Source organism: Neobacillus camarae (assembly GCF_054950115.1).
The window spans coordinates 755,533-780,836 of sequence record NZ_JBUCKX010000002.1; the positions used below are offsets into that span (position 1 = coordinate 755,533).

A 25,304-nucleotide genomic window follows, 5' to 3' on the forward strand; every position below is an offset into this window, starting at 1 on the left:
AAAAAGACTCTCCCGGAAATTTTCATACGATAACAAAGAAAGCCCATACCTTCCATCGGTAATGGGCTGGTTTTGAAGAAGTTTACATTTGCTTATAATCCACTGTGTAAAAGTCTACAAATTCCTGATCCATTTCGAACCCTAAACCTGGTTGCTCAGGAATTTTCACTTTTCCGTCTTTGACTATAAAAGGATTCGTGAATAGTTGCTCTCTAAATGGATTTGGATTCGCATCCATTTCCAGGATGAGTCCTCCAGGGACGCTTGCAAAAAAATGGAGGCTGGCTGCAAAACAAACAGCTCCGCCAAGATAATGTGGGGCATACGGGCGGTCAAAACTGCCCGCCATTTCAGCGATGATTTTAGATTCAGAAATTCCTCCGTTTTTGCTTAGATCAGGTTGGATAATGTCCACTGCCTCTAGTTCAAGAGCTTTCCTGGCTTGTTTTCTTCCATATATATTCTCACCTGCAGCAACAGGAATACTAGTGGCTTCCCGAATATACCGTAACCCCTCGATATCATCACATGGAATAGGTTCCTCAATCCAAGTTAAGTCAAAGGGCGTGAACTGCAATAAATTTTGAATAGCAGATTGGCGGTTCCATGCTTGATTAGCATCAATCATTAATTTACCGACGGGACCAATCAAATCTCTTAATCTTTTTAAGTTTTGAAGATCCAAAGCTGTATCTTTTCCAACCTTTAGCTTAAAACTGGTTATCCCCATTTCCTGATGCTTCAGGACCAACTCATCTGAAAGTGTAGGGCCCAACCCGCTTGCATATACTTCCACTTCCTCATGAATTTTGCCGCCGAGTAGTTTGTGGATAGGAAGGCCATAATGTTTACCGATAAGGTCCCAAAGGGCGATATCCACACCGCTTATACTATGGTGCATAGGGCCAACAGCGCCCCACTGCAAACACAGAGTAGTCAGTTTCTTAAATAACTTATGATTTATTTTGCCGATTTCCCTAGGGTCTTCACCCAATAAAAGGGGCCTAACACCATGTATTAAGGTAGAAACCTTTTCATGGGCTCCCCAGGAAGGGAAATTGTTCCAAATTTCCCCGATTCCAAATTCCCCTGTATTTGCCTCAATTCGAACCAACACATTTGTCCGTCTGGTCATTTCCCCAAAAGAGGTCTGGACGGGTCTATCTAGTGGGAGGTCAATGACAATGGGCTCTACATTTACAATCTTCAAGCCAAAACACTCTCTTCAAATAACTTATAAACAGCAGCACAATCTTCCTCACCATATCCGGATCCACTTGCCTTACCATAATATTCAGCAGCCAGTTCGCTAAAAGGAGCTATCTGTTTTAAATCTTCTGCCATGCCAACGCCTAAACGGATGTCTTTCAGCGCTAGATTAATAGAAAACTTAGCTTGATAGTCTTTTGCCAAAACCATCGGTCCACGTAATGATAACTGGAAGGAATCAGCCCCGGTATCAGCCAAAAGTCTTTGCATGAGTTCAGGGTCAAGCCCGGCTTTTTCCCCCAATTGCAATCCTTCTGCTAAAACAAGCATATTCGTCATTCCGATTAGATTACTGATTAATTTAAAGGCTGTTGCCTGTTCCACATCGCCCATATAGACAACCGATGTACTAATACTGTTCAAAAGTTCTTCCGCCTTATGGAACACTTCTTTTTTTCCACCGGCAAAAATCGGCTGCACACCGGCTTCCGCCTGTGCAGGGCCTTTGCCTAACGGACAAGCCAAGAACTCAACGCCTGCTTTCTCGGCCGCGATACTGATTTCACGGGCTGTCTTTGGATCAATGGTACTAACGTCAATCAGGATCGATCCTTTTTGCATCTGACCCAGGATTGCCTCTTTGTTTATTAATAGATCCGTCAAATGCACAGGCAACGGTAAGCTTGTAAATAAAACATCTACGTTCGAAACCAATTCTTCAAGCGTATCTGCCTTTTTTCCGCCGACCGCCAATGTTTTTTCGACTGCTGCTTGATTAATGTCGTATACCATTGTTTCATATCCCGCGCGAATCAGATTGCGGGCCAATGCTCCGCCCATTTTTCCAAGACCAATAAAACCTGCTTTCATTATCATTACCTCCTATTTTTGAGACGACTCTTAGGGATTTAAACTAAGAGCCGTTTTGTTTTTTTAAGCTGTATGAGTTATATTTTTATCTTTGTGTTCGTTTTCGATATCGAGTCCCGTTGGGTCCCATTTAATAATTAACGCAGAGATTAACCCGATGATTGGAACAATCGAAAAGAATAGAAATGTTTTAGCAAGGCCAAATGTGGCTAGGGAAACTGGAAACAAGAAGAATCCAATCATACTGCCAATACGGCTCGCTCCCTCTGCAAAACCGGTGCCGAGACCGCGAAGTTCAGTAGGATAAGAGAGTGTTGCCATGGTTTTTCCTTGTGCGCCAGGTCCAAAAGAGTGGCCGAATATAAATAGGGCCAGTGGTACTGAAGACCAAATAAAAGATGTTTCATCATTGGCAATCCCAATCACGAGTAAACTGCCGGCAACGATGGCGTATCCAATGATGGCAATTCGGCGCATTCCTAATTTTTGTGTTAGAAAAACACCTGTAAATCCACCGATAATCCCGAATATGTTGAACACGATGGTTCCTGTAATACTATTAATCATTCCCTCGCCGAATAGAATGAGGGAAATGGTAGGAATATAGAATCCAACTGCAAAATATTGAACGGCTTGTGTACCGGAAATAATGGCCGCCAGAATGGTGCGCATTTTATATTTCTTTGTAAAAATAGCGGTATACGGAATATACTTTTCCTGGCCTTCATTCTTATTTGAACTTGTATGTTCGATCACAACGGGTATCTTATACGTTTTTTCCAAGATTCTGGCAGCCTCTTCTAATGGTAAATTCTTTGCTGCCCAAAGGGGGCTCTCATTCATATAAACCAATCGCATGATTAGGACAAAAAGAGCGAAGACGGCACCAAAACCAACCGCCCATCTCCAAAGGTTTTCATCAACCCCTAATAAGAAGATCGGCAATACAACGAGTCCAGTCCCAACTGTTGCCACATACCACATCGGCTGCCATAGGTTAACATTGCTTCCTTTTTTCTGCGTATTACTGTACTCGGCAATAAAGCTAAGAGCAACCGGCATATCCAACCCTATACCCACGCCCATCAGGAAACGGAAAATGACCAGCCAGGTGAAATTGGGGGCCAGCGCTGCGCCAAAAGCAGAAAAAACGAGAAGCAACAAGTCAACCGTGAACATTTTCTTTCGGCCGAAGCGATCTGTGTAATACCCGCCAATCAGTCCGCCAAGTAAGGCCCCAACTGCTAGAATGGAAGTTAGCATACCCAATCCTTCGGGACTCAAGTGAAATTCCTCTTTTAATTGGCCTGCCCCTATCCCGATACTTACAATGTCATATGCATCCACAAAAATTCCGCCAAGTGCAACCAGGATGACCAATAGTCCCCCTTTTTTAATCGGATTGTCATTAACAAAGTTAATAACATCCTCCCTCGATCGGATAACCAATTTTTCTTTCATAGAAACCCACCTTTCATGGTATTAAGAGATAAAGTTCCACGTTCTGAAAGCGTTTGCGAAAATAAACCCTTTACTCCTTTCCTAATGTATTTGCTTGCAAGAAAAATCAGATGATGAATCGAAGTTGTTAAGTTCTAATGTTATAACAAATATTAAAGCAACCAATAAAATTTTGTCAATGGTGAAAATTCTAAATATTTTATTATTTGTCATTGACATGAATACGTTTTCATTTTACCATTAAATTCAAGTAAATGTTATAACATTAATACAAAACAGACGGGAGTGGAAAATGATTATGAGTTTGACCTTAACAAATGATCAAAAAATGTATTCAGATGGCAGGTGGGTAGAAGCCATCAGCGGACAATACAAAGATGTTTTGAATCCAGCTACAGGCGAAATTGTTGGCTCTGTCCCCGCAGGAGATCGGAAAGATGCCGCCGTGGCAATCGATGCGGCAGATGCAGCGTTTAAGGCTTGGGCAAATAAAACACCTGCCGAACGCTCCGTCTATCTATTTAAGACGTATGAGAAATTAGTGGAACGAGCAGATGAGATTGCAGCCATTTTAACTGCAGAACAAGGAAAGCCTTTGAAAGAGGCAAAAGGGGAAGTGCTCTTCGCGGCTGAATATTTCCGCTGGTATAGTGAGGAAGCCAAGCGGGTTTATGGAGAAACGCTACCTTCCCCAGCGCCTAACAAAAGACTAATGGTCATCCGTCAGCCGATTGGTGTCGTGGTCGCCATAACACCTTGGAATTTCCCTGCCTTAATGATTGCTCGTAAAATTGCTCCCGCTTTAGCGGCAGGTTGTCCGATTGTGCTGAAGCCGGCTGAACTTACACCGCTGACGGCAATTGCCATTTTTAAAATATTCGATGAAGTTGGTTTTCCTGCAGGGGTCGTGAATTTAGTGTCTGGAGTCGGCTCTGTTCTTGGACCGGAATTCCTTGAAAATAAGAAGGTGAAAAAGATTGCCTTTACTGGTTCAACCGCTGTCGGTAAATACCTGCTTAAAGGGTCGGCAGATCAAATGAAGAAAGTATCTTTGGAATTGGGGGGCCATGCGCCATTTATTGTCTTTGAGGATGCGGACATTGATGCGGCAGTGGAAGCTTGTATTATCAGCAAGTACCGTAATGCCGGACAAACCTGCATTTGTTCCAATCGGGTTTTTGTACAAGACACGATTTTGAACCGATTTTCAGAAAAACTGGCTGAACAGGTAAATTTGTTGAAAATGGGAAATGGTTCGGCCGATGGAGTTGATGTTGGTCCGTTAATCGATGATCGTGCGCTAGACAAGGTTGACGAACAGGTCCGAGATGCCATTGCTAAAGGGGCAAAATTGGTCACGGGCGGTGCGAAGTGGGAAGCGGAAGGTTTGAAAGGATATTTCTACTTGCCTACTATACTTAGCAATGTTGATGAAACGATGCTGATTTGTCATGAAGAGACCTTTGGGCCTGTGGCTCCAATCATCTCGTTTTCCTCTGAAGAAGAGGTTTTGGAAAAATCCAATAATTCTAACTATGGTTTGGCTTCCTATGTTTTTACAAATGATTTAGGAAGAGCATTCCGCGTTTCCGAGGGGCTGGAATCAGGAATGGTCGGAGTGAATGATCCACTGCCTACGGTAGCCCAGTCGCTGTTTATCGGCTGGAAAGAGAGTGGCGTAGGCTATGAAGGCGGCAAATACGGAATGGACCAGTACTTGGAAATGAAATACATTTCAATGCTATTGAATGGATAATTTGTCAAAAATATGAAAGTGATAGAATGATAGCCCTTTGGTAAATGCATTCCATTGGTGTGGGAAAAGGACTCTTATGGTTGATAGATTTGTTTAGCCTGAATCTATTGGCATCGCCTGGTCGATGGCGGTGGGTTCAGGCTTTTTTTGTTTTTTTGGAAAATGAAATCGGTGGGAGGTACAAATATGCGTGATTTTTCAGAGCTGAAAGGGAAAGTGGTCCTCATTACAGGGGGAAGCAGAGGAATTGGGAAAGATATCGCCATTCAGTTTGCTAGCCTTGGGTCAGAAGTGGTCATTACGGGAAGAGATGAGCAGTTACTGCGTACCGTAACAGAAGAATTAAATCAGATTCAACCAAACTGCCTGTATGTGGCAGCTGATATGACGAAGGTTGAGGAGATTTATACTATGGTGAGTCAGGTAATCTCCCAAAAAGGAAGAATTGATGTGCTTGTAAATAATGCAGGAGTAAATAGAATCAAGCCTGTATTGGAAGTTACAGAAGATGATTGGGATACAATTCTGGATACGAATTTAAAAGGTACCTTCTTTTGCTCTCAGAAGGCAGGGGAGTATATGATCCTGAATGGAACCCCTGGGAAAATTATCAATATTGTATCGCAGATGGCATTTGTTGGGTACAGCAATCGGGCAGCCTATTGTTCAAGTAAGGGGGGAGCTGTTCAATTGACGAAGGCGCTCGCGATTGAATGGTCCAAATATAATATTAAAGTTAATGCTGTCGCCCCAACCTTTATCGAAACGGATTTCACAAGGAAGATGCTCGAGGATGGTGACTTTTATCAGGAGGTGCTGAGCCGGATTCCATTAGGCAAGCTTGCAGAGCCCAACGATGTTTCAAGTGCCGTATTATTTTTGGCATCGGATATGGCAAATTTTATAACAGGTGAAACAATCCGCGTGGATGGTGGGTGGACGGCTATCTAGTTTGAGCTCAGGGCCATGGGGGACGGTTCTTGTGGGGAAAATTCACAAGAACCGCCCCCGTGGTCTTTCTTTATGGCTTGGGTATATGATTAAATACTTCCCCGCTGTCAAAGAATTCAATTAGCTGGGCTAACCATTGATAATAATCGTGCCATTCTTTCGTTTCCTTAAGCAGTTCATTGATTTTCTGTTCCATTTCTTCCGTTAACGTCTCTTTTTCCTGCATGGCCTTCAGTTCAGCAAAAATCTTTTTTTCAAACAGTTTGTTTTTTTGGATCGCTTTTCTCCAGTTGGAAGTGAACAACGAAACAAAGGTCTGGTAATAATCCTGCTCTACATTGTATAAATCTTTGCGGACCCCTTTTTCAAACACTTTTTCCGCTATATTTAAATCGACCATTTCGCGGACAACCTGACTCATCCGGGTTTTACTCATACCGGTTTCCTCTGATAGTTCATTCAGTGTCATTGGCTTTCGATTCATATAGATAATGCCCAACACCCGTCCGACCGTACCCGAGATTCCGTATGTGTGCATATTGTCGGCAATTTTCTCCACGAACTGTTCTTCAATCAGTTTCATCTTCTCTAATGGTCCTTCATCCAAAAGAATTCACCCTTCCAATTACCCATGTTCGTTGTCACTATATCATAATTTACGATAATTTCGAAAAGGCAGGGGGAATAGGAACTGGGAGGAATTAGGAGAAATTTTACGAAAAAGCCATGATAAACCTTATATCTTATAAATTTTACGTAAATTCTATAAAATTTGTGAATTTTATAAACTTTTTATTTTACGAAACATACTTTAAACTAAATTTAGATTATTTTGATTTTTCTCACCAAAATAATGGAGGTGCTTTGCTTGTTAAAATTTGACCACGTTTCAAAAGCGTACAAAGGGGGAAAACGGGCAGTCCAAGACTTGACCCTAGAAATCGAAAAAGGCGAATTCATCTGTTTTATCGGGCCCAGCGGCTGCGGCAAAACGACCACGATGAAAATGATTAACCGCTTGATTGAGCCCACAGAAGGAAGCATTTATATTAATGGCAAAAACATCATGGAGAGCGACCCGGTCCAGCTTCGAAGGGAAATCGGGTATGTCATCCAGCAAATTGGCTTATTTCCCCATATGACCATTCAGGGAAATATCTCCCTCGTTTTAAAATTATTAAAGGTCCCCGAAGAAAAGCGCCGTGCCAGGGCACGGGAATTGCTAACACTTGTTGACATGACACCCGATTATTTGGAAAGGTATCCGCATGAGCTAAGCGGAGGCCAGCAACAGCGGATAGGAGTATTAAGGGCATTAGCCGCTGACCAGCCGCTGATTTTAATGGATGAGCCGTTTGGCGCATTAGACCCGATTACCCGGGATTCCCTGCAGGAGGAATTTAAAAAGCTGCAGCGGAAATTGGATAAAACCATCGTGTTTGTCACCCATGATATGGATGAAGCGCTGAAATTGGCCGACCGGATTGTGATTATGCGTGACGGGATGATCGTCCAATGTGACACACCGGATGAAATTCTGCGCAATCCGGCTGATGAGTTCGTGGAAGAGTTTATCGGCAGAGACCGGCTTGTCCAGGCAAGGCCAAATATTCAAACGGTTGAACAGGTGATGAATCCAAATCCGGTTACGATTACGGGGGACCGCTCCTTATCCGAAGCGATTCAATTAATGAAACAGCACCGTGTCGATTCCTTGCTGGTGGTAGATGGAAAGAAGGTTTTACAAGGGTTTATCGATGTGGAAATGATTGACCAAAACCGGAAAAAGGCAAGTTTGGTCAAAGATGTCGTCGAAACAGAGATCCTTACCGTCGAGAAACAGACCCTTGTTCGGGATACCGTACGAAAAATTTTAAAAATAGGAATGAAATATGTTCCGGTTGTGGATGACAAACGCCGTCTTGTCGGAATTGTCACAAGGGCTAGTTTAGTAGACATTGTTTATGATTCGATTTGGGGCGTAGACGAAATCATAAAAATAGGTTAGGAGGGAGCGGTGATGGATACCATTTTGCAATTTTTCAGCACAAATGGGATTGAAATGCTATACAAGACATGGGAGCATTTATATATTTCGCTGATTGCGGCGTTGATTGGCATTCTTGTTGCGGTCCCGCTTGGAGTGGCGTTGACGAGGTTTCCTAAAGGAGCGGAATTTGTGATGGGGGTGCTAGGGGTGGTCCAAACCTTTCCGAGTTTTGCGATCCTCGCTTTCTTTATTCCACTTTTAGGTGTCGGGAAAACCCCCGCGATTATTGCTTTATTTTTCTATTCAGTCCTACCTATCCTGAGAAACACTTACACGGGCGTGAGTGGTGTAAAAAAGAGCCTGCTTGAAGCAGGGCGCGGGATGGGTATGACTGGGTGGGAACGGGTCCGGTACGTGGAAGTGCCGCTGGCCATTCCTGTCATCATGGCAGGAATCCGCTTGTCGACTGTCTATTTAATCGGCTGGGCCACCTTGGCCTCGTTTATTGGCGGCGGCGGCCTAGGGGATTACATCTTCAGCGGATTAAACCTGTATCAGCCTGAATTTATTCTTGCAGGTGCAGTCCCTGTTACTATATTAGCTTTATTGACCGATCTTCTTTTAGGCAAAGTGGAAGGCTGGGTAACCCCTAAAGGAATGAAAAAGATGAGAGAAGCAGCTTAGGGAGGGGGCACATATATGAGAAAAAGGAGTCATTTACTGCTAGCATGCGTGCTAACGCTGTCTGTGTTAATGAGCGGCTGCTCGCTGCCCGGACTGAGCGGAGCAACTGATAATACGATCAAAATAGGAACTTTAGCGCTTTCTGAATCGCAAATTATGGGGCATATCATTCGGCTGATGATTGAACATTATTCCGATGAGAAAGTGGAAATGGTGAATAATTTGGGTTCTTCGACTGTCCAGCATGAGGCCATGATGAACGGGGATATCGATATTTCAGCCACACGCTATACCGGAACAGACCTGGCTGGTGCATTGGCGATGGATCCAGTCAAGGACCCGGAGGAAGCGCTCAAAATTGTTCAGCGAGAATTCCAAAAGCGATTTGACCAAACTTGGTTTGATTCGTATGGCTTTGAAAATTCGTATGCGTTTACGGTAACAAGGGCGCTGGCAGAAAAAGAAAACCTGAAAACCGTTTCCGATTTGCAGCCGCTTGTTGCAGACTTGAAACTAGGTGTTGATAATTCCTGGCTGAAGCGGAAAGGGGACGGCTATGAGGGCTTTGTCAAAGAGTATGGTTTTGAATTTGGCCAGACCTTTCCAATGCAGATTGGGTTAGTCTACGAAGCAGCCAAGAATGGAAAAATGGATGTCGTTCTCGCCTATACCACCGACGGGCGCATCAAAGCGTTTGATTTAAAGGTATTGGAGGATGATAAGCAGTTTTTCCCGCCGTATGATACCTCACCAGTGGCCCGCAATGACGTGTTAAAGGCCCATCCGGAAATAAAGAAGATTCTCCAGAAGCTTTCTGGAAAAATCAGTACCGACAAAATGCAGGAATTGAATTATGAGGCTGACGGCCAATTGAAGGAACCGTCGGTTATAGCGAAGGAATTTCTAGAAGAACACGATTATTTTGAAGGTGAAAAATAGGAGGTGACCTCATGGAGACGTTCAATGGTATGGTTTCTTACTACTCACAAAATGCTGCCTATGTCTGGGTCGAGTTTTACCGTCATTTCCTCATGTCCGCTTATGGTGTGTTGTTTGCTGCGATTGTCGCCATCCCGGTTGGTATTTTTATTGCGCGATACAACCGGTTAAGCACTTGGGTGATTTCGCTGGCGAATATTATTCAAACAATCCCGGCCTTGGCGATGCTGGCGGTGCTCATGCTGGTCATGGGGCTCGGAACTAACACCGTCGTTTTTTCCTTATTCCTCTATTCTTTATTGCCGATTATTAAAAACACCTATACAGGAATCCGCAACGTTGACCATGCGCTGCTGGAATCGGGAAAAGCGATGGGGATGACCAAGTTTCAGGTTCTATGGATGGTCGAGCTGCCGATGGCGATGTCGGTGATTATGGCGGGGCTTCGGACCGCGTTGGTTATTACTATCGGGATTGCCACCATCGGGACCTTTATCGGTGCGGGGGGATTGGGCGATATCATCTTGCGTGGAACCAATGTCACGGACGGAGCACCGATTATTCTGGCAGGTGCCATTCCAACCGCTTTGATGGCGGTCATTGCTGATGTGGTGATGGGCTGGCTGGAGCGGAAGCTGTCACCGATTAAAAAAAGAAAAGGCGGTCAAAAGATGAAAAAAAAAGAACAGGCCGCTTAAGTTCAAATGTTGTCCATCCTATTAAGATTGGGGGTGGGCTTTTTTTCGGAAAGGGAGGGTCTTCAAAAGCTCGAACCAAAGGAAAAGGAGCTTTCAGGGGAGTTAGGAGGGTCCCCAAAAGCCCGAGCTGATGGAAAACGATCCATCAGGGGAAATAGGAAGGCCCCCAAAAGCCCGTGATGAAGGAAAATGGCCACCTAAGGGAAATAGGGGATGTCCGCAATATCTTATACTACAAAGGAAACTAACAGTCTATCTTCCAGGCTATTAGCTTCCTTTTTTATGAGCTGGACTTTTTCAGTCCCCTAGAACCTTCCCACTGGCTCTTTTTATTGTTGTCTTCTTAATTTCCTCAGCGCGCTCTGTTTCCATTGCTTCACGGCGGAAACAGAGACGTTTTCTTGGGCGGCAATATCTTTAATCGATTGATCATGGAGTATGGCGCCGACTACCCATTTCGTTTCTTTTTCTGACAGACCTTCGCAATAAGAAAGCAGGATTTGGGCATCAAGGGGCTGGCCGGGATTTTGGTCCTGGACGGTTTCCCAATACTCCTCTTTGGGATAGGTGTTTCTTGCCTCGTACTTATGGTTGTGGGCCAGCTCGAGCAGGAGTCTCCCTTTGATATAGGCATAGGCATAGTTGGTGAAGCTGCCTTTTTCTTGATTAAATCCATTGCTGGCTTCCCAAAGGGCGATTAATGCCGTTTGATAGAATTCCTCCTTGTTTCGGTAAATGTGAAGCGAGTGCATGATTTTCTGGATCATAGGGTTGTACTGATCCACCAATTCATTAAAGTTATCCAATTTGGCCCTTTTCCGGACCGCGCGCTTTCCGATTTATTCCTAGGTAGCTTTAAGATACTTGGAATCCACAGTTTAATCGAACGCCGCTTTTTCTTTTTTGGCGGGAAAAAACGGATGAAATTGTGGTTTTTTGATTTAAAAAAGACTTTTTGAGAGGGGTTTTTGCCTTTTTGAACGGATTTGATATGAATTTGAAAAACTACGGGGGCGGTAAAAGTTGAGTGAGAAGAAGTGTTCTGGGCCATGTGGTAAAATGGAATCCAGAAGTTTCGTAAAATATTTGAAAAAGGGAGGGGAATGGTTTCATGCCTTTAATATGGGCTGTAGCCTTGGGCATTTTGTTAAATCCACTGAACTCCTCGATGATTTCAGTCGCTTTAGCCCGTCTGCAGGTTCAGTTTGATTTATCATTTGTCGATGCCTCATGGCTTATTTCTACCTATTATTTAACAAGTTCGATTGGGCAGCCGATTATGGGCAAATTGAGTGATACGTTTAACCGGAAACATTTATTCTTAATCGGTTTACTTCTTGTCGCGGTTTCCTGTCTATTGGCACCTTTTTCTCCAAACTTTTGGAGTCTTGTGGCGATCCGGATGATTCAGGCGGTGGGTAGTTCCATGCTTTATCCGGCGGGGATGACCACGGTAAGAAAACAGATTACGAAGAATCAAGCGCGGATGTTTGCGATCTTAAACATGTTCTCGTCCGTATCGGCCGCTTTTGGACCAACGATTGGCGGTCTGGTGATTGGGGCGGCAGACTGGGAAGCCATCTTTTGGATTAACTTTCCGATTATCATCCTTTCCATTATTTTAACGCTGAAATTTTTCCCTAATAACCCTGTGGTTAAAAGAAATGCCTCCTTGGATTATGCGGGGATTGTGTTGTTTTCTTTGACGCTTATCAGTTTGTTGTTCTTTTTACTGTCATTAGAGAGGGAGCCAAATTGGGTCAGTGCTGTTTTGTTTATTGTATTGGCAGTAGCTTTATATCGGTTTGAAGCAAAAAGGCCGGATCCTTTTATTGATGTCCTATCGTTTCGGAGCAATCGAAACGCGAGCAAGGTCTATGTGCAATACATATTAGTGAACATTTTATTTTACTCATTGTTTTTCGGAGTCCCTTCCTATTTGCAGCAGGTCATGCATTATAACGCCAGCTTCACCGGCATCATGATGCTTTCGGTTGCCGGTATGGGAGTGATCGTCTCACCCATCGCTGGCCGATGGATTGATCAGGCTGGGACGTCCAAGCCTGCCTTGTTTGCGGGGGGTGCTGCCGCGATACTTGGAACGGGTTTGCTCATGACTTTTCATGAAGCGACGTCTCCCGTTTATATTTTTATTGTGTTATGCATACTTGGCTGTACCAATGGGTTAAACAACCTTGGACTACAAACCGCCCTGTACACCTTCGTCAAACGGGAAGAAACGGGCATTGCATCGGGATTATTTATGACCTCGCGCTATATCGGAACGATTTTTTCGTCAAGCTTGCTTGGACTATTTTTCGCTGATCGGGTCTCTTTAGCAGGATTTCATCTCGTAGCGGCAGCCGGTTTGATTATTGGCTTCCTGATCCTTTTGCTTACCGCAAGTCTTCCGGGAAAGGTTCGGGACCAGGCCGCTGGTTAAAGGGGAAATATGGGAATGGGTTAAGCTCCATTCATTCATCAGCAAACAAAAAGGCACAATGGGCATAAGCGTCCATTGCGCCTTTTTCTGCATAAGATTTTCCTGTTTAAGGGGCGGTTGTGATGGGCTTTGAGACGGAATATTTGTCCCCATGGCCTTCAGCAAATACAGGTTTTTCGTTTTACTCCAATTTTATTGCGTTCTTCTATTTTCTTGATATACGGGACGGCAAGAGGGACTTTGCATGCGGTCTTGCCCATATTGACGTGGACCTTCCCGATAGCATGTCCGACCCTGATAGCTTCCTCATGCAATTCTTTTACATAGGCTCCCACACTAATGACAAAGCCGTTCATCACATAGCGGACCCGATTCTTTTCTTGATGGATCGTTGTTTCCGCCCTTGACAGCAGGCTGCGGATTTCTTGTAAATCCAGTTCTTCATCGGGTGTGATGGATAAGTAATTTGCATATGTACTCCAGCCAGCCACTGCGATCATCTCTTTATCTGAATCGATCCATTCACGGGCAAGTTCCATCGCATACGGACTTTCCGCTGCCACACTTGCAACCGTATATTCCGCAAGCAAGTACCAGTTTGCTTTTTTTACCCATTTTTGAAGGGTTTCTTTTGTCAAAAATTTTGGATTGACGGACAGTCCTGCTAAATACATGGCGTCAGAATTTCCGGTGTCATACAATGCCAAAGCCAAATCCTGGTCCTTTTTTACGAACTTGACCAGCTTTTTTAAATCTCCAACTTTTACTCCAAACAGGCTTCCGGTCGCCCCGTGGTTGATAAACGTATTTTTGGTTTGCTCAGAACCTAATCCTGCCAGTTTCTCCATTATTTCTTCGACGGTCATATACTACCTCCATGAATCATGGGTTTTCAATATTTTACCACTTCGATGGAAAAAATTCAGCATATGATTTATAGGGAGCTTTGTGGAAAAACATAAGAACTGCTAGGCCGACCTAGGACCTAAAATATTTTTGTGATTAAATGGCCAGCCCCGCGGACCAGCCATAACAGCAACTGTCCAATGATCTCTATCAAATCAAAAAGCTCGAGAATCCCATCCCATTTTTTCTTCTTCCGCTTCTTTTTTTCTTTAAACTTCATAACCCATCCCTAATTTCTTAAAAATCTTTCCTTCATTTTAACATGGGAAGCTAGAGAAAAAGCATTTTTGTTTCTAGAAAAAACTAGAATAGCGTCCCTGTGTTAAGGCTGCAGTCACTACGCCACTGTCCTGCTGGTTTTACTTATCGCTTTTCGTATGAAAGCGACGAGCAATAGAAGGACTGGAATCATAATTTGAAAGGGCCAGTGCAGAAAAAATGGAATGATTTTTTCGCCTTCTTTGATCTGTTCGGCATAATTGGCCGATATAGTCATGGAAAACATCAAAGCAATAAAGCCTAATGGAAAACTTAGCCTTCGTGGATCGGTAATTTTGAATATATCAGCTGCTCCTAGAACGGCAGCGTAGAAAAAGAGAGTGATTTTAAAAAAGGCTGCAATCACTAAATAAAGCATAAAAAAGACTTCCAGGCGTTCAATAAAATCGGCCAGTTGTATTTTACTAATAGTCGTTAATAACGGGAAATTGGAACGACTCATAAAGGTTGCACCTAAAACGGAAATATTGATGACCGTTATAATGACTATATTTATTCCTGCCAGCAGCATTCCGCCCATACAGGCTTTTGTGATTTTCTTTGGGTCATTCAAAAATGGGAAAAAGGTGGTGAATACGACCATTTCACCAAAAGGGAAGGTGATGGTTTGAGATAAAAATGCCCAGAAAACGGGATTCCATCCGTTTTCAAGGATGGGCTTGATATTTTCCAAATGAATTAATTTGGAGATAAGGATCAAAACCATTCCCAATATGGCCATCACATAAATAACGATTAAATAGAACTCACCGATTCTTGCAATCACTTCAAATCCTTTATGGATTCCATAGATAATGGTCACAATCAACAATGTATTAATCACCAGCAGCGGTGTATCCGTATAGATGGTCGTGACTAATAAATCTCCGAAATCACGTAGGATCCTGGTTGCCATATATAAAAAATATAAACAATATAAAGATCCAATGAACCGACCCAGCCATTTTCCGGTTATTTTCTGAACATAACTGGTAAGCGGCAATCCTGGGTAAAGCTTAAAGAGTTGATAATAGATCATAAAGACCAATAAACCGCCTGCCAATCCAAGCATGACGGCAATCCAAGCGTCCTGTTTGGCACCAATCCCCGGAGCAAACAGGACCGCACTGCCCATTTCGAATAAAATCACAAGAGCGAACATTTGATAAGCACTGATCTTTGCATTTTCCATAAGCTTAAAGTGAACTCCTTTAGAGGAAACGGCCCAGATTTTTCCTAAAACTCATTATAGGTTGGTCTTTTTTATCGGTCATTATTCATGAGCCGATAGGAGCAGCACCAGTCACTCCCGTCTTGGGGAAGGACATGTTTGTAGGATATTTTTCTTATAAAAATAGATTTCTATATTCTAGAAATTGGGAAGGCAGCTATATTTATAGGGGGATGGATGTAAAAAGGAGTGAGAGGATGGGACTAAAGTGGGCATTGCTCATGGCAATGGTCGTTTTTCTTGCCGCGGGATGCAGCAGTGGGCAGGAAAAAGGGCCTGTTTCAGAAGAACCGGTCGTAACAGGGGACAGTCAACCGGAAAAAAACGGTGGTGAAACGCAAAAACCTGTTGGGGATACGGGGAAGCCTGCCGATGGGACAAAAAAACCAACGGTGCAACCGGGGAAAACCACAAATCAACCAGGAAAACCTACCATGAAACCCGAAACAATCAATCAAACCATACAAATTCAGGATGAGTCGATTGTGAAAGAGAACCCAATTATCAATATTGTCTATCCGCAAATCGATGGCTTGAAAGACAAAATGGCCCAAGCGAAGATCAATGAAATCTTAAGGCAAAAAGCGAACGCAGCGGACGAGAGTCAAATGACCAACGAGGATCCTAGTGCGCCGTCCTCGTTCTATTCAACGTATAAAATCAGCTATCAAAACGATCATCTAATCAGCTTTGTGTATGATCAATATTTTTACTTGAGCGGGGCAGCGCATGGCATGCCGTCGCGCGTTCCAATCTTGGTGGATTTAGATAAGGGGAAGATTGTTGAACCCAATGAATTGTTTAATGGTTCGCCGCAAACCCAACGGATGATTAGCGACCTTATCCTTAAGCAGGATGTTTTGCATACGCTGGACGTGATGGGGGAGTTTATGCAAATCAGTCCGGATGATTTAAAGCAGGTGTATGTCACGAAGGAAGGCTTGATGATGTTTTTCCCGCCCTATGAATACGCCTCTTTTGCTGAAGGCACGCTCCAATATCAGCTTGCTTTTTCGGATATCCAAAGCCTATTGAATGCTGCTTTTTTCAAAAGTCATGGAATCGATATTTCACAGCCTGTTTCGCTCACCACCATTTATGTTTCGGAAGGCTATCATTTTTCGGTGCCAAAAAACTGGGTCAATCGGTTGGTATTTGAACGGGCAGAATACGAGGAGAGTAATCCTTGGTTTAGTGAAATCAATGTATACTACCAATCTTCTAATAAACCTATATTGTTAAGTATCCATATGTATGAAAAACAAGTATGGACTGCGCTAAACCCAGAGGGAGTGGAAGTGAAGCTGGCGGAAGACCATGATATTATTTATTCCTATACCGCCACACCCTACATCGAGAACGATTTCCAGCTCAATGATTTCCTCGAAAACGTAGTTCCCGAAATGATGAAAACATTTCAACTGGATAACTAATCATGACATTCAACTATGACTACGGTTTTTAAGATTGGCTCAGTTATTGTTCATTGTTGATTTTAGACAGGGGTATTCGCTTAATCGGAGGAATTCCGTTTTTTTTTGAAAAAGTAGTGGTTAGTGAAGGAAATAGGCGGATATTTTCCGCTTAACTAACCTAAAAAGCCTTAAAATCATGGAAATCTATAGATTAACAGGAAAAATTCCGCTAAAGTGTCGGGAAATATGTGCATTTCCCGAATTAGCAGGAATTTGTCCGCCTATTTTTTAATGCCATAAAATCAACATTCACCTTTAACAGAGACTTAAATTAAAAAACTCCTCGTTCTTATGACCAGAACGAGGAGTTTTGTTTGAGACTAACCAGGAGAATGGTCCCCTAGCCCTACTTTCCGCTATAGCTGATCAGGTTAGTGAATATCCGGTAGCCGCCTGGAACTTGGCCTTGGATTTGCCGGTAGAAGACCAAGTTGGTGTAGAGGTAGGTTCCTTGGCCATACTTTGCCATCAGGATTCCGCTATCAAATGGAGCTTCGCCAGGGTCATTCATTCGGACGAAAGTTTCGTAATGGCTGTCCCATGTCATTGGGTAGTAGAGGCCTCTTTCTTGTATCCAATGATCCCAATCGCTATCGGTAATCTTATTCGGATAATTGAATAGAGGAGACTCTGGCTGCAGTACCGTTATTTTTGCATTTTCATTTGTTACCCGATACTTAATTGATACATTGCCAATCGTTAAGGGGTAAGGGGCCGTCGTTTGAGCATTCCATCCGTCACTTGGCTTATGGTATTGAACGACCAAGTGCCCGCCATTATAAACGTATTGCTTGAGGCGTTCATTGGATGCAATTAAGTCAGCCCTCGATAGGTAGGCACGAATGCCAACGACAATCGTATCGAATTGGCTTAAATCGGCCGTTTTCAAATCGGACTCTGTCAGCTTGGTGATCTTCAGCCCGGCGTTATTCAAATAATCTGCGACTTTATCAAATCCACTTTCCACATAGCCAATCTTCAAGCTATCATCCTTTAATAGTTCAAAGGCTGCGCCATTCAATTGTGCATCGTACAAATAATAGAAGGTGCCAATATGTTTATAGCTGATTTCCTGCACAGTCGTATTAAACGTTTTTCCATTGACCACGGCTTCAGCATTGATTTTAAAGCTGCCTGCCTGAATTCCCTTCGGTGGTGTTAGCTTGAATTCCACTGCTTTTTCTTCCGAATGGCTTGTAAAGTCAACTTCTGCCGTGCTTGGGCTGACCGTCCAGCCTTCAGGAGCTTTCAAGGAAACGGAAGCATGGGTCGCACCTTCGCGGTAGTTTTTCACCTTCACCGAAACAGGCATATTCTCTTGGATGTCGGCCGTATTGACGACAATATCTTCTGGTGACAGGGTAATTCCTACATCAGGAAGGACGGCAATGGTGCCTTGTAAATCCTTCACTTGATTGATTTTGGTGCCAGTGGATTCGTAGTTGATGCTGGCCTGAATGGCTGGCGTTTTATATGGATGATAGTAGTCGGCATTTTCCGGAACCGTCACTTGGAAGGTCAATTGCTTCGACTCTCCAGGAGCTAAGTTGACGGCTTGGTCACCCGCTGACACATCCCAGCCATCCGGTACCAATAGATTGGCGCCTACATTGAACAGTTTGTTTTTGCCGTTGTTTTTCAAATTAACTGTGACATCGGTTGTTTGTCCTTTTGACAGGGTGTTGAATTCAGAGGATGCCTTCACTTCCAACTCTGAAGCCGTAAAGCTTGCTGTTTGCAGCTGATCCTCTTTCAGGGAAAGCTTATGGAGCAAGTCATTTTTTAGGTCTTGCGAAAGCTTGGACTTTTGTGTTTTATCCTGCAGGTTGCGCACTAATTTCAAGGTATCCTGAGATTTTTCAAATACTTGGTCTCTGCTTGGGTAAGCTGAAATGATCGATTCTAATTCACCTTGAAGCTTTGTAAACAGAACTTTCAAGTCATTTTCAGTTTTCGGAAGTTGATTGGCCCATTCCGTAAAGTCATAGGGGACTCCTGCGAACAGGTCAGTCTGGTTTCCTACACGGTTTTTGAACAATTCAAGATCCACTTGTCTTGGTGCTGCCGGAATATCGGAGCCCATTCCTTGGCTTTTGTGCATATAACGGGATTGTTCTCCAAGCTGTGGATAGGTCATTTGGTAAATAGGATCATACATGCCGATTTCAATGGAGGTCGTGGCGGTTTGTTTGGATGCTGCCGGCAGGTACAGCTTTTTCACCTTCCAAACGGATAGGCCTTCTTTTAATTGGTCAGGGAAGACATTTGGGTCTGCAGCATCCTCGAATGACCGTTCAGTCAGAATTTCCATGGCGCGGTGGTGTCCGTGCTGGGATGGGTCATTTCTGAATGAAGGCATGACAATGTCCGGCTGGTAAGTACGAATAAAGCGAATCAAGCGCTCGTATGTCAATTCCTCTCCCCATTGGGCAAGCGTATCTTCCGGGCTTTTGGAAAAACCAAAGTCAAAGATCGGGTCGGAGGTTGTTTGGCTAAGATGGTAGGCCGTGACACCGGTGATCTTGGCGGCTTCGATCAATTCTCGTGAACGGATAATCCCTAGACCATTTCCAAGTTCATCACCAATTTCATTCTGGCCGCCTTCCCCGCGGTTCCCGATTAAGCTGGATGTTTTTACACCTAGGCCCCGTGACAAATAGGCAAGAAAATCACTTCGCTCGTCATCAGGATGTGCACCTGTGTTTAGAAAGGTAACCGTTGTGTCGAGTGGTTTTATGGCATTCCATAAATCCACATCTGGTTCCTGCGTCTCAGCTGCAAAGGTTCCTAGAGGCAGCAGGGAAACAATTAAAAGAATCGATAACATTCCCATGAAAAATTTTTTCACCTTTGTATCCCCCTCCAATATTGTCATAAAAAAATCCTAACCCTATACCCTCCTTTAGTCATAGTGTGTCATTAAGTTAGTTAAGTTGATTAACTAACCGTAGAAAAACTCCTTACAGTTCTAATATTAAACGGGCTGGAAGAAAATTGTAAATAACATTTAAATTAGGAATAACAAAATGGTAAAAATTACCTAATTTTATTGAAATAGCAGATTGCGTAAATAATTAAATTATTTTAAAAACAATATTGTGAAAATAAAAGGCCATAAGTTATATTTTAGTTAATTATTAAAACTAACTAACCCAACAAACTGATGAAGGCCGTGATACAAAATGAGTGCAAATGAGAACAAACTGCAGATCAGGTCGCTTAATAAAAAAAGAATCCTACAGTGCGTCTTGAATAATGCGTCCATTTCCAGGGCGGAGATTGCGGGGAAACTGAAAATCAGCAAGCCGACCGTCTCATTATTGGTGGATGAACTCATCCAAGAGAAATGGGTCATCGAAAAGGGCATCGGTGATTCAACCTCACAGGGAGGAAGAAGGCCGATTCAACTCTATTTCAATGAAAAAGCGGCCTATATTATCGGCACCGATATTGGAGGCTCAAAGGTAAAAATCATCATCAGTGACCTTGGGGGCCATATTGTTGCTTCGAGCCATTTTTCTACGGAATCCTATTTAGATAACGGGATCATCAAAAAAATAGCAAAAGAAATCAGTTTGCTCATTCAAAAGAATGATATTACTGAACAGGAAATTCTGGGAATGGGGGTTGGAGTGCCGGGAATTACGGATACAACAAGCGGGGTTATTGCGGAAGCGCCAAGCTTGAATTGGGTGCGGTACCCCTTCATCAAGGAAGCGGAGCGATACTTGTCCTTTCCGGTTTACATTGACAATGATGTGAATGTGGCGGCACTTGGGGAACAATGGCTCGGCAATGCCAAAAGCAAAGAAAATGTCTTGTTTATCGCCATCGGAACCGGAATCGGAAGCGGCATTATTATCCATAATCAGCTATATCGGGGGTCCTCCAATGCAGCAGGAGAAATGGGTTATATGGTCACCGATAAAAACCACATGACCAATGAATTTAAACCCATTTTTCATCGCTATGGTTATTTAGAAAGTGTAGCGGGTGGAAAAGCCATTGGAGAAAGGCTCAAACAATTAGTAAGCGAACATCCGAACCATCCCTTGTACGAAAGGTCCCATTCATCAGGGATTACGGGGGAAGAGGCGTTTGAATGGGCGATAAAAGGAGACGAGGTCGCCTTGGTGGCAGTGGAAGAAGCGATTGAGCATATCGCCTATGGCATTGTGAATGCGGCCAGTCTATTAAATCCGGAGGTCATCATTTTGGGAGGCGGGGTGTTAAAGTCCTCTGATTTTATTTTACCAAGGCTCCGTCAAATCGTAGAACATTATCTTCCTAGTTCAGTAGAGTTGAAAATATCACGCTTGGGGGAAAATGCAGGGGTTTTAGGGGCGGTCTCCTTATTTTTGCGGGAACACGAAAGTGTGGTTAATCCTTTTTACTAACTGGGGGACAGTTCGTGAAAAAAAACTAGGAGGACTGTCCCCACGGTTTTTGAAGAAGCAAGTGCATGTTGGGCACTTGCTTCTTTCCTAGATTTTATTATTTTGCAGCTTTCTTCTATTGATAAATAAATGGCGATCTATTTGTGTAAGAAATTTATTTGAAAATAGGAATAAAACTAGTGGGGGGCCAAAAGGTGGATCAGGGTTGTGCCTCTTGCTTCAGGCTAAGAAACAGTCCCTGTGGCTACCCCTGTAGTCCTAGGGAAATTCCAAATAAAAGAATATATTTATTCTGGCGGCTCCGTGATAAAATATGTTTGTAAAACTTTGTAAGGGGTTATTTTGTCATATTTCCCTTAATTAAGAGAGTGAAAATAAGTATTCTAGGATAAATTTACTAAATTGATATTTCTGGAGTGTTGGTTATGGTTACAAGCACGAGTGTTCGAAATTTTGCGTTCTTAAAAGATAAGATTGAAGATAATCTACAACGGTTAGTGCCGCTTCTCGGGGAATTCGGGTTTGAGGGACGCATAAAGGCAGCCCAAGACCGCCTTTCGAGGGAGCAAATGCATTTGCTTGTGGTGGGAGAATTCAGCCGCGGGAAGTCAACATTTATTAATGCCCTTCTTGGACAACCCATCCTTCCGTCAAAAGTCAACCCAACCACCGCCACTATCAGTGTCATCGAAGGCGGGACGGAGAAAAAACTGCAAATCCAGTTTTCGGATGGAACATATGACGAAATTGATCTTCCCGATGAAAAGGTCAATAAATTCCTGGACCAATACGTTACCACCGTTAACAAACAAGCCCATGATATCAAACAAGTGCGGATCCAATATCCTGGTTTTTTGAAGGAGTGGAATTGTCTCATTGTTGATACTCCAGGGGTCAACGATCTTGATGACTTGCGAGAGGAAATCACGTTTAACTATTTGTCCAAGGCGGATGCTTGCATCGTTCTATTGGACAGCCAGCAGCCGCTATCAGAAAGCGAAAGACGGTTTCTAAAAGAAAAAGTCCTGGCGAACGATGTTCAGAGACTGCTGTTTGTCATTAATCGGATGGATGAAGTGGAAGAGATGCCAAATGGGGAAATCAGCAAAAGGCTGACGAACTATGTTACCCGCCTGCTCGGGGAACATCTGCCGATGATTGAATCCCCTAAGATCTTTACACTATCTTCTAAGGAGAGTTTGCGAGCCAGGTTCAAACGTGACGAAAACCCTTGGGAAAAGGAATTTTCCCATTTCGAAGACGAGCTGTTGGCCTTTTTGTCCCAACAAGCAGCCAAAGGCAGGATGCCGGATCATATCGAGCGAATCCACTCCATTATCTCGGATGGCATCAGCACCATCCAGGAAAGAATATCGCTGCAGGACATGACGGAAGAGGATTACTCAAAGAGCCTTGAGAAATTGTATAAAGAAAGTGAACAGCTCCAGGTTAAAAGCCAGTCTCTCCAAGTTTTTTTAGAAAAAGAAACCACCGAGCTCTCACTATGGATGATTCAGTTCACCCGGAAGGAATTTACCAACCTGCAGCAAAATCTCTTGGAAGTGGCGGAAAATTGCTATTCGGATGAGGAGATTTTACATTTAAAGTCCATGATTACTACAGGAATTCGCGACATCATGGAGGAATTGCTGCAAAAAATGAATCAATTCCGCCGTGAATTGCGGGACAAATTGCAAGAAAAGTATGGCGATTTATTTCAGGAAAACCGCTCCTTAGTAAAAACGAATCAATCGATCATGCCATTGGAGAATAATCGATTCATAGACCTTGTTTCGTTTAAGGACGTGAAGATGCTGGAAGATGGAATTGAAAGTGTGGCGCTGAACCTTGCTGTCGGCGGAACGCTGGGCTATATCGGTGCTGCCTTGTTCGGCCCAATCGGCATTGCCGCTGCAGTTGCCGGGACCTATTTATTGGGAAACAAGTGGGAAGAGGGAAAACGGGCGAAAGCATTGGAGGCACAGCGCGTGAAGATTGTCTCGACCATCCGCGGCCAAATCGAACAAATCATCCGCAACGCGGAAGATGAGGCCCAGGAGTTGGCGCAAAAGGAAGTGGCCCCAATCGGCGGGCATTATCGCGAGAGAATGGAAAACCGTTTGGAAACGATCCGCCAAACCACTGAACTCAAGCAGAGGGAGCTTGTCAGCCAAAGTCAAAACGTCGTCTCAGAAAGGAATCGTCTCGAAGAAAAATGGAGTGAATTAAGCAGCATGCTGGCGCTCATAAACTCAATCAAGGGAGAACTGTAACCATGATGGAATTAGGAACGATTCATAAGAAATTATCGGAAATGAACCAGTGGCTGGATCATCCTGCCGCAAGAAATATACTCGCCTCTGTGGAGGAAGCAATCGCTCATGAAACCTTCCATTTGGCGATACTGGGCGAGTTCAAGCGCGGCAAGTCCTCGCTTGTCAATTCCCTGTTGGAGGAGGCGCTGCTTCCAACCGATGTCCTTCCGATGACCGCGTGCATTCATATTTTGGAATATGGCGAAGAAAATACGTACCAAGTCGTATGGGAGGACCGTCCTCCTGAATCCTTCCCCATAAACAAAGAGGAGCTTGGACGTTTCGGTGCGGAAGGGGACATCGATGAATCCAAGGTCAACTTCCTTCGACTTCGCTTAAACCACCCGTTCCTAAGGCAAGGAATCACCATTATCGATACCCCAGGGGTCAACGATATTTCGCAAAGCAGGGCTGAGATAACCTATAACATCCTGCCGTTTTGTGATGCTGCCCTGTTTTTGTTGGATGCCGCTGCCCCCCTGACACGGACCGAAGCGGAATTTTTGCAGACCCGGGTGTTAAGCTATTCGATTGATTCGCTTCTTTTTGTGGTTTCGAAGGCGGACAGGCTGGATGAAGACGAGCTGGAAGAGGCCCTCGAAGGTGCGACGGAACGAATCAAGCAGGTTCTTCAGCGTGACGTGACGGTGATACCTTATTCGGCCCGTGAAGTGATGCGGATGAAAGAAGCCGGCAAGGAGCATAAGGACTACACGAACCTGCTTGCCAAAATAAACCGATTGCGGGATGAGGCGTCCCAGAACTTTTCTCGGCGCCAACATGCGCGGTTGCGGGCAGCTGCCGATCTTCTGTGGGAACAATTAGTCTTCATTGAGTCGATTCACCAACTCAACCAGGAAAGACTGTTGGAGTATCAGAAAGAACTGGCAAGCAAGAAGGACCAAGTGGAAGCGCAGTTTCATCAGCTCAAGAACAGTATCGACCTCGTAGGGCGCCAAACGTTGGAAGAGATGTTGGCCCAATCCTGCACGAATTTAAAAAATCAGATAACGGATCAAATTCTCTATCAGCTCCGGCTGCAGGAAGGGAATCTGGAGAAGTTTTGGAGCCAAGTGGTCCCTTTGCAAATCGAGCGTTCCATCAAACACTTTTCTGAGGCCAAGGCCCCTGAAATTAAAACGTATATGAGCCGTTTTTCGGAGCATGTTTCCCGCGAATATGACAAGTATTTTCGCCTGCAGCTGGCATTGCCGCAGGGGAACCCTGTGGAAATGCCCGTTTGGACGGCAAACGTCAATCAAGGCCAGGACCGGTCTGTCCGGCTGCTGTTGGAGAATGTGCTGCCGATGTCAATCGGTGCGATTGCGGGGAGCTTGATTTTTCCAGGGGTTGGCACCATCGTCGGCGGCGCTTTGGGGAATGTCCTGTCTTCGACCGCACGCATCAAACAACAGGAACAAGTAAAAGAAGAACTCATCCAGCAGGTTCCGCTGTTTATCAATGAAGTGGTTTCCTACTACGAAAGGGAATTAAAACAATCGGTTTTCGCGTGGTTCGGGAATATGACGGAATCACTGGAATCGTTCCATCGTGACCACAATTCTGCCTTTGCCAAGTTAATTGAGTTATCGGTTGATGATCCATTGTTGGAAATGACCGAGCTTTCTGCCGAAAAACGGGCGGAAATACAGCAAACGCTTCAGACTTGCATAGAGAGTTTGAATGAAGATAGCGCTGAAAAAATCTTTTAAGGGGGCCGT

20 protein-coding genes are annotated in these 25,304 nt (G+C 44.0%); 11 read left to right on the top strand and 9 right to left on the bottom strand.

Annotated elements, in window-relative coordinates; genetic code table 11:
- Positions 1-82: 82 nt before the first annotated feature.
- The 3 genes from ACY8D0_RS11340 to ACY8D0_RS11350 form a co-directional block, all read right to left on the bottom strand.
- Positions 83-1,210 carry a mandelate racemase/muconate lactonizing enzyme family protein gene (locus tag ACY8D0_RS11340; RefSeq protein ID WP_462410610.1) on the bottom strand — a complete coding sequence of 376 codons (1,128 nt, stop codon included), beginning with the start codon at positions 1,208-1,210 and terminating at the stop codon, positions 83-85.
- Complete coding sequence (locus ACY8D0_RS11345) at positions 1,207-2,079, bottom strand: NAD(P)-dependent oxidoreductase (RefSeq protein ID WP_462410611.1); 873 nt, start codon at positions 2,077-2,079, stop codon at positions 1,207-1,209. The genes ACY8D0_RS11340 and ACY8D0_RS11345 overlap by 4 nt, the downstream gene beginning before the upstream one ends.
- A 63-nt stretch (positions 2,080-2,142) precedes the next feature.
- Complete coding sequence (locus ACY8D0_RS11350) at positions 2,143-3,540, bottom strand: MFS transporter (RefSeq protein WP_462410612.1); 1,398 nt, start codon at positions 3,538-3,540, stop codon at positions 2,143-2,145.
- Between the two features lie 292 nt (positions 3,541-3,832).
- Here ACY8D0_RS11350 and ACY8D0_RS11355 point away from each other — a divergent pair, with 292 nt between their 5' ends.
- Together ACY8D0_RS11355 and ACY8D0_RS11360 are read left to right on the top strand one after the other, a co-directional pair.
- The gene (locus ACY8D0_RS11355; protein ID WP_462410613.1) at positions 3,833-5,296 is read left to right on the top strand and encodes an NAD-dependent succinate-semialdehyde dehydrogenase; all 1,464 of its coding nucleotides are present in this window, start codon (positions 3,833-3,835) and stop codon (positions 5,294-5,296) included.
- A 186-nt stretch (positions 5,297-5,482) separates the two neighbouring features.
- A complete protein-coding gene (locus ACY8D0_RS11360) occupies positions 5,483-6,247 on the top strand; it encodes an SDR family NAD(P)-dependent oxidoreductase (RefSeq protein WP_462410614.1) in 765 nt (254 codons plus the stop codon).
- Positions 6,248-6,317: 70 nt separating this feature from the next.
- Here the strand turns inward: ACY8D0_RS11360 and ACY8D0_RS11365 are convergent, their stop codons facing one another.
- Positions 6,318-6,854: a GbsR/MarR family transcriptional regulator gene (locus tag ACY8D0_RS11365; RefSeq protein WP_462410615.1), complete on the bottom strand. Its 537-nt coding sequence runs from the start codon at positions 6,852-6,854 to the stop codon at positions 6,318-6,320.
- Between the two features lie 261 nt (positions 6,855-7,115).
- Between ACY8D0_RS11365 and ACY8D0_RS11370 the strand changes: the two genes are divergently transcribed.
- The 4 genes from ACY8D0_RS11370 to ACY8D0_RS11385 are packed head-to-tail and all read left to right on the top strand — an operon-like array spanning position 7,116 to position 10,558.
- Positions 7,116-8,255, top strand: coding sequence for a betaine/proline/choline family ABC transporter ATP-binding protein (locus ACY8D0_RS11370; protein WP_462410616.1), 1,140 nt, complete (start codon positions 7,116-7,118; stop codon positions 8,253-8,255).
- A gap of 12 nt (positions 8,256-8,267) precedes the next feature.
- On the top strand, positions 8,268-8,921 hold the full coding sequence (locus ACY8D0_RS11375; protein ID WP_462410617.1) for an ABC transporter permease: 654 nt from the start codon (positions 8,268-8,270) through the stop codon (positions 8,919-8,921).
- A gap of 15 nt (positions 8,922-8,936) precedes the next feature.
- Positions 8,937-9,860 carry an osmoprotectant ABC transporter substrate-binding protein gene (locus tag ACY8D0_RS11380; protein WP_462410618.1) on the top strand — a complete coding sequence of 308 codons (924 nt, stop codon included), beginning with the start codon at positions 8,937-8,939 and terminating at the stop codon, positions 9,858-9,860.
- A gap of 11 nt (positions 9,861-9,871) precedes the next feature.
- Positions 9,872-10,558 (top strand): ABC transporter permease, encoded by a 687-nt coding sequence (locus ACY8D0_RS11385; protein ID WP_462410619.1) that lies wholly within the window; start codon positions 9,872-9,874, stop codon positions 10,556-10,558.
- Positions 10,559-10,887: 329 nt separating this feature from the next.
- Here ACY8D0_RS11385 and ACY8D0_RS11390 read toward each other — a convergent pair whose 3' ends face one another.
- A complete protein-coding gene (locus ACY8D0_RS11390; RefSeq protein WP_462410620.1) occupies positions 10,888-11,364 on the bottom strand; it encodes a sigma-70 family RNA polymerase sigma factor in 477 nt (158 codons plus the stop codon).
- 305 nt (positions 11,365-11,669) lie between these two features.
- Here ACY8D0_RS11390 and ACY8D0_RS11395 point away from each other — a divergent pair, with 305 nt between their 5' ends.
- The gene (locus tag ACY8D0_RS11395) at positions 11,670-13,001 is read left to right on the top strand and encodes an MFS transporter (protein ID WP_462410621.1); all 1,332 of its coding nucleotides are present in this window, start codon (positions 11,670-11,672) and stop codon (positions 12,999-13,001) included.
- 158 nt (positions 13,002-13,159) lie between these two features.
- On the opposite strand, the gene ACY8D0_RS11400 is transcribed toward ACY8D0_RS11395, so the two are convergent.
- The 3 genes from ACY8D0_RS11400 to ACY8D0_RS11410 all read right to left on the bottom strand — a co-directional run bounded on the left by ACY8D0_RS11400 (position 13,160) and on the right by ACY8D0_RS11410 (position 15,357).
- Positions 13,160-13,867: a DNA alkylation repair protein gene (locus ACY8D0_RS11400; RefSeq protein WP_462410622.1), complete on the bottom strand. Its 708-nt coding sequence runs from the start codon at positions 13,865-13,867 to the stop codon at positions 13,160-13,162.
- A gap of 119 nt (positions 13,868-13,986) precedes the next feature.
- Positions 13,987-14,127: a hypothetical protein gene (locus ACY8D0_RS11405; RefSeq protein ID WP_462410623.1), complete on the bottom strand. Its 141-nt coding sequence runs from the start codon at positions 14,125-14,127 to the stop codon at positions 13,987-13,989.
- Between the two features lie 117 nt (positions 14,128-14,244).
- Positions 14,245-15,357: a GerAB/ArcD/ProY family transporter gene (locus tag ACY8D0_RS11410; protein WP_462410624.1), complete on the bottom strand. Its 1,113-nt coding sequence runs from the start codon at positions 15,355-15,357 to the stop codon at positions 14,245-14,247.
- A 236-nt stretch (positions 15,358-15,593) separates the two neighbouring features.
- On the opposite strand from ACY8D0_RS11410, the gene ACY8D0_RS11415 reads away from it, so the two are divergent.
- Complete coding sequence (locus tag ACY8D0_RS11415; RefSeq protein ID WP_462410625.1) at positions 15,594-16,829, top strand: DUF3298 and DUF4163 domain-containing protein; 1,236 nt, start codon at positions 15,594-15,596, stop codon at positions 16,827-16,829.
- Positions 16,830-17,217: 388 nt separating this feature from the next.
- On the opposite strand, the gene ACY8D0_RS11420 is transcribed toward ACY8D0_RS11415, so the two are convergent.
- Positions 17,218-19,719, bottom strand: a complete 2,502-nt coding sequence (locus ACY8D0_RS11420) for an NEW3 domain-containing protein (protein ID WP_462410626.1) — start codon at positions 19,717-19,719, stop codon at positions 17,218-17,220.
- 334 nt (positions 19,720-20,053) lie between these two features.
- On the opposite strand from ACY8D0_RS11420, the gene ACY8D0_RS11425 reads away from it, so the two are divergent.
- The 3 genes from ACY8D0_RS11425 (at position 20,054) to ACY8D0_RS11435 (ending at position 25,295) form a co-directional block, all read left to right on the top strand.
- A complete protein-coding gene (locus ACY8D0_RS11425) occupies positions 20,054-21,268 on the top strand; it encodes an ROK family transcriptional regulator (RefSeq protein WP_462410627.1) in 1,215 nt (404 codons plus the stop codon).
- 425 nt (positions 21,269-21,693) lie between these two features.
- Entirely contained in the window at positions 21,694-23,541 is a 1,848-nt protein-coding gene (locus ACY8D0_RS11430; RefSeq protein WP_462410628.1) for a dynamin family protein, read from the top strand.
- Positions 23,542-23,543: 2 nt separating this feature from the next.
- Positions 23,544-25,295 carry a dynamin family protein gene (locus ACY8D0_RS11435; RefSeq protein WP_462410629.1) on the top strand — a complete coding sequence of 584 codons (1,752 nt, stop codon included), beginning with the start codon at positions 23,544-23,546 and terminating at the stop codon, positions 25,293-25,295.
- Positions 25,296-25,304 lie beyond the last annotated feature (9 nt).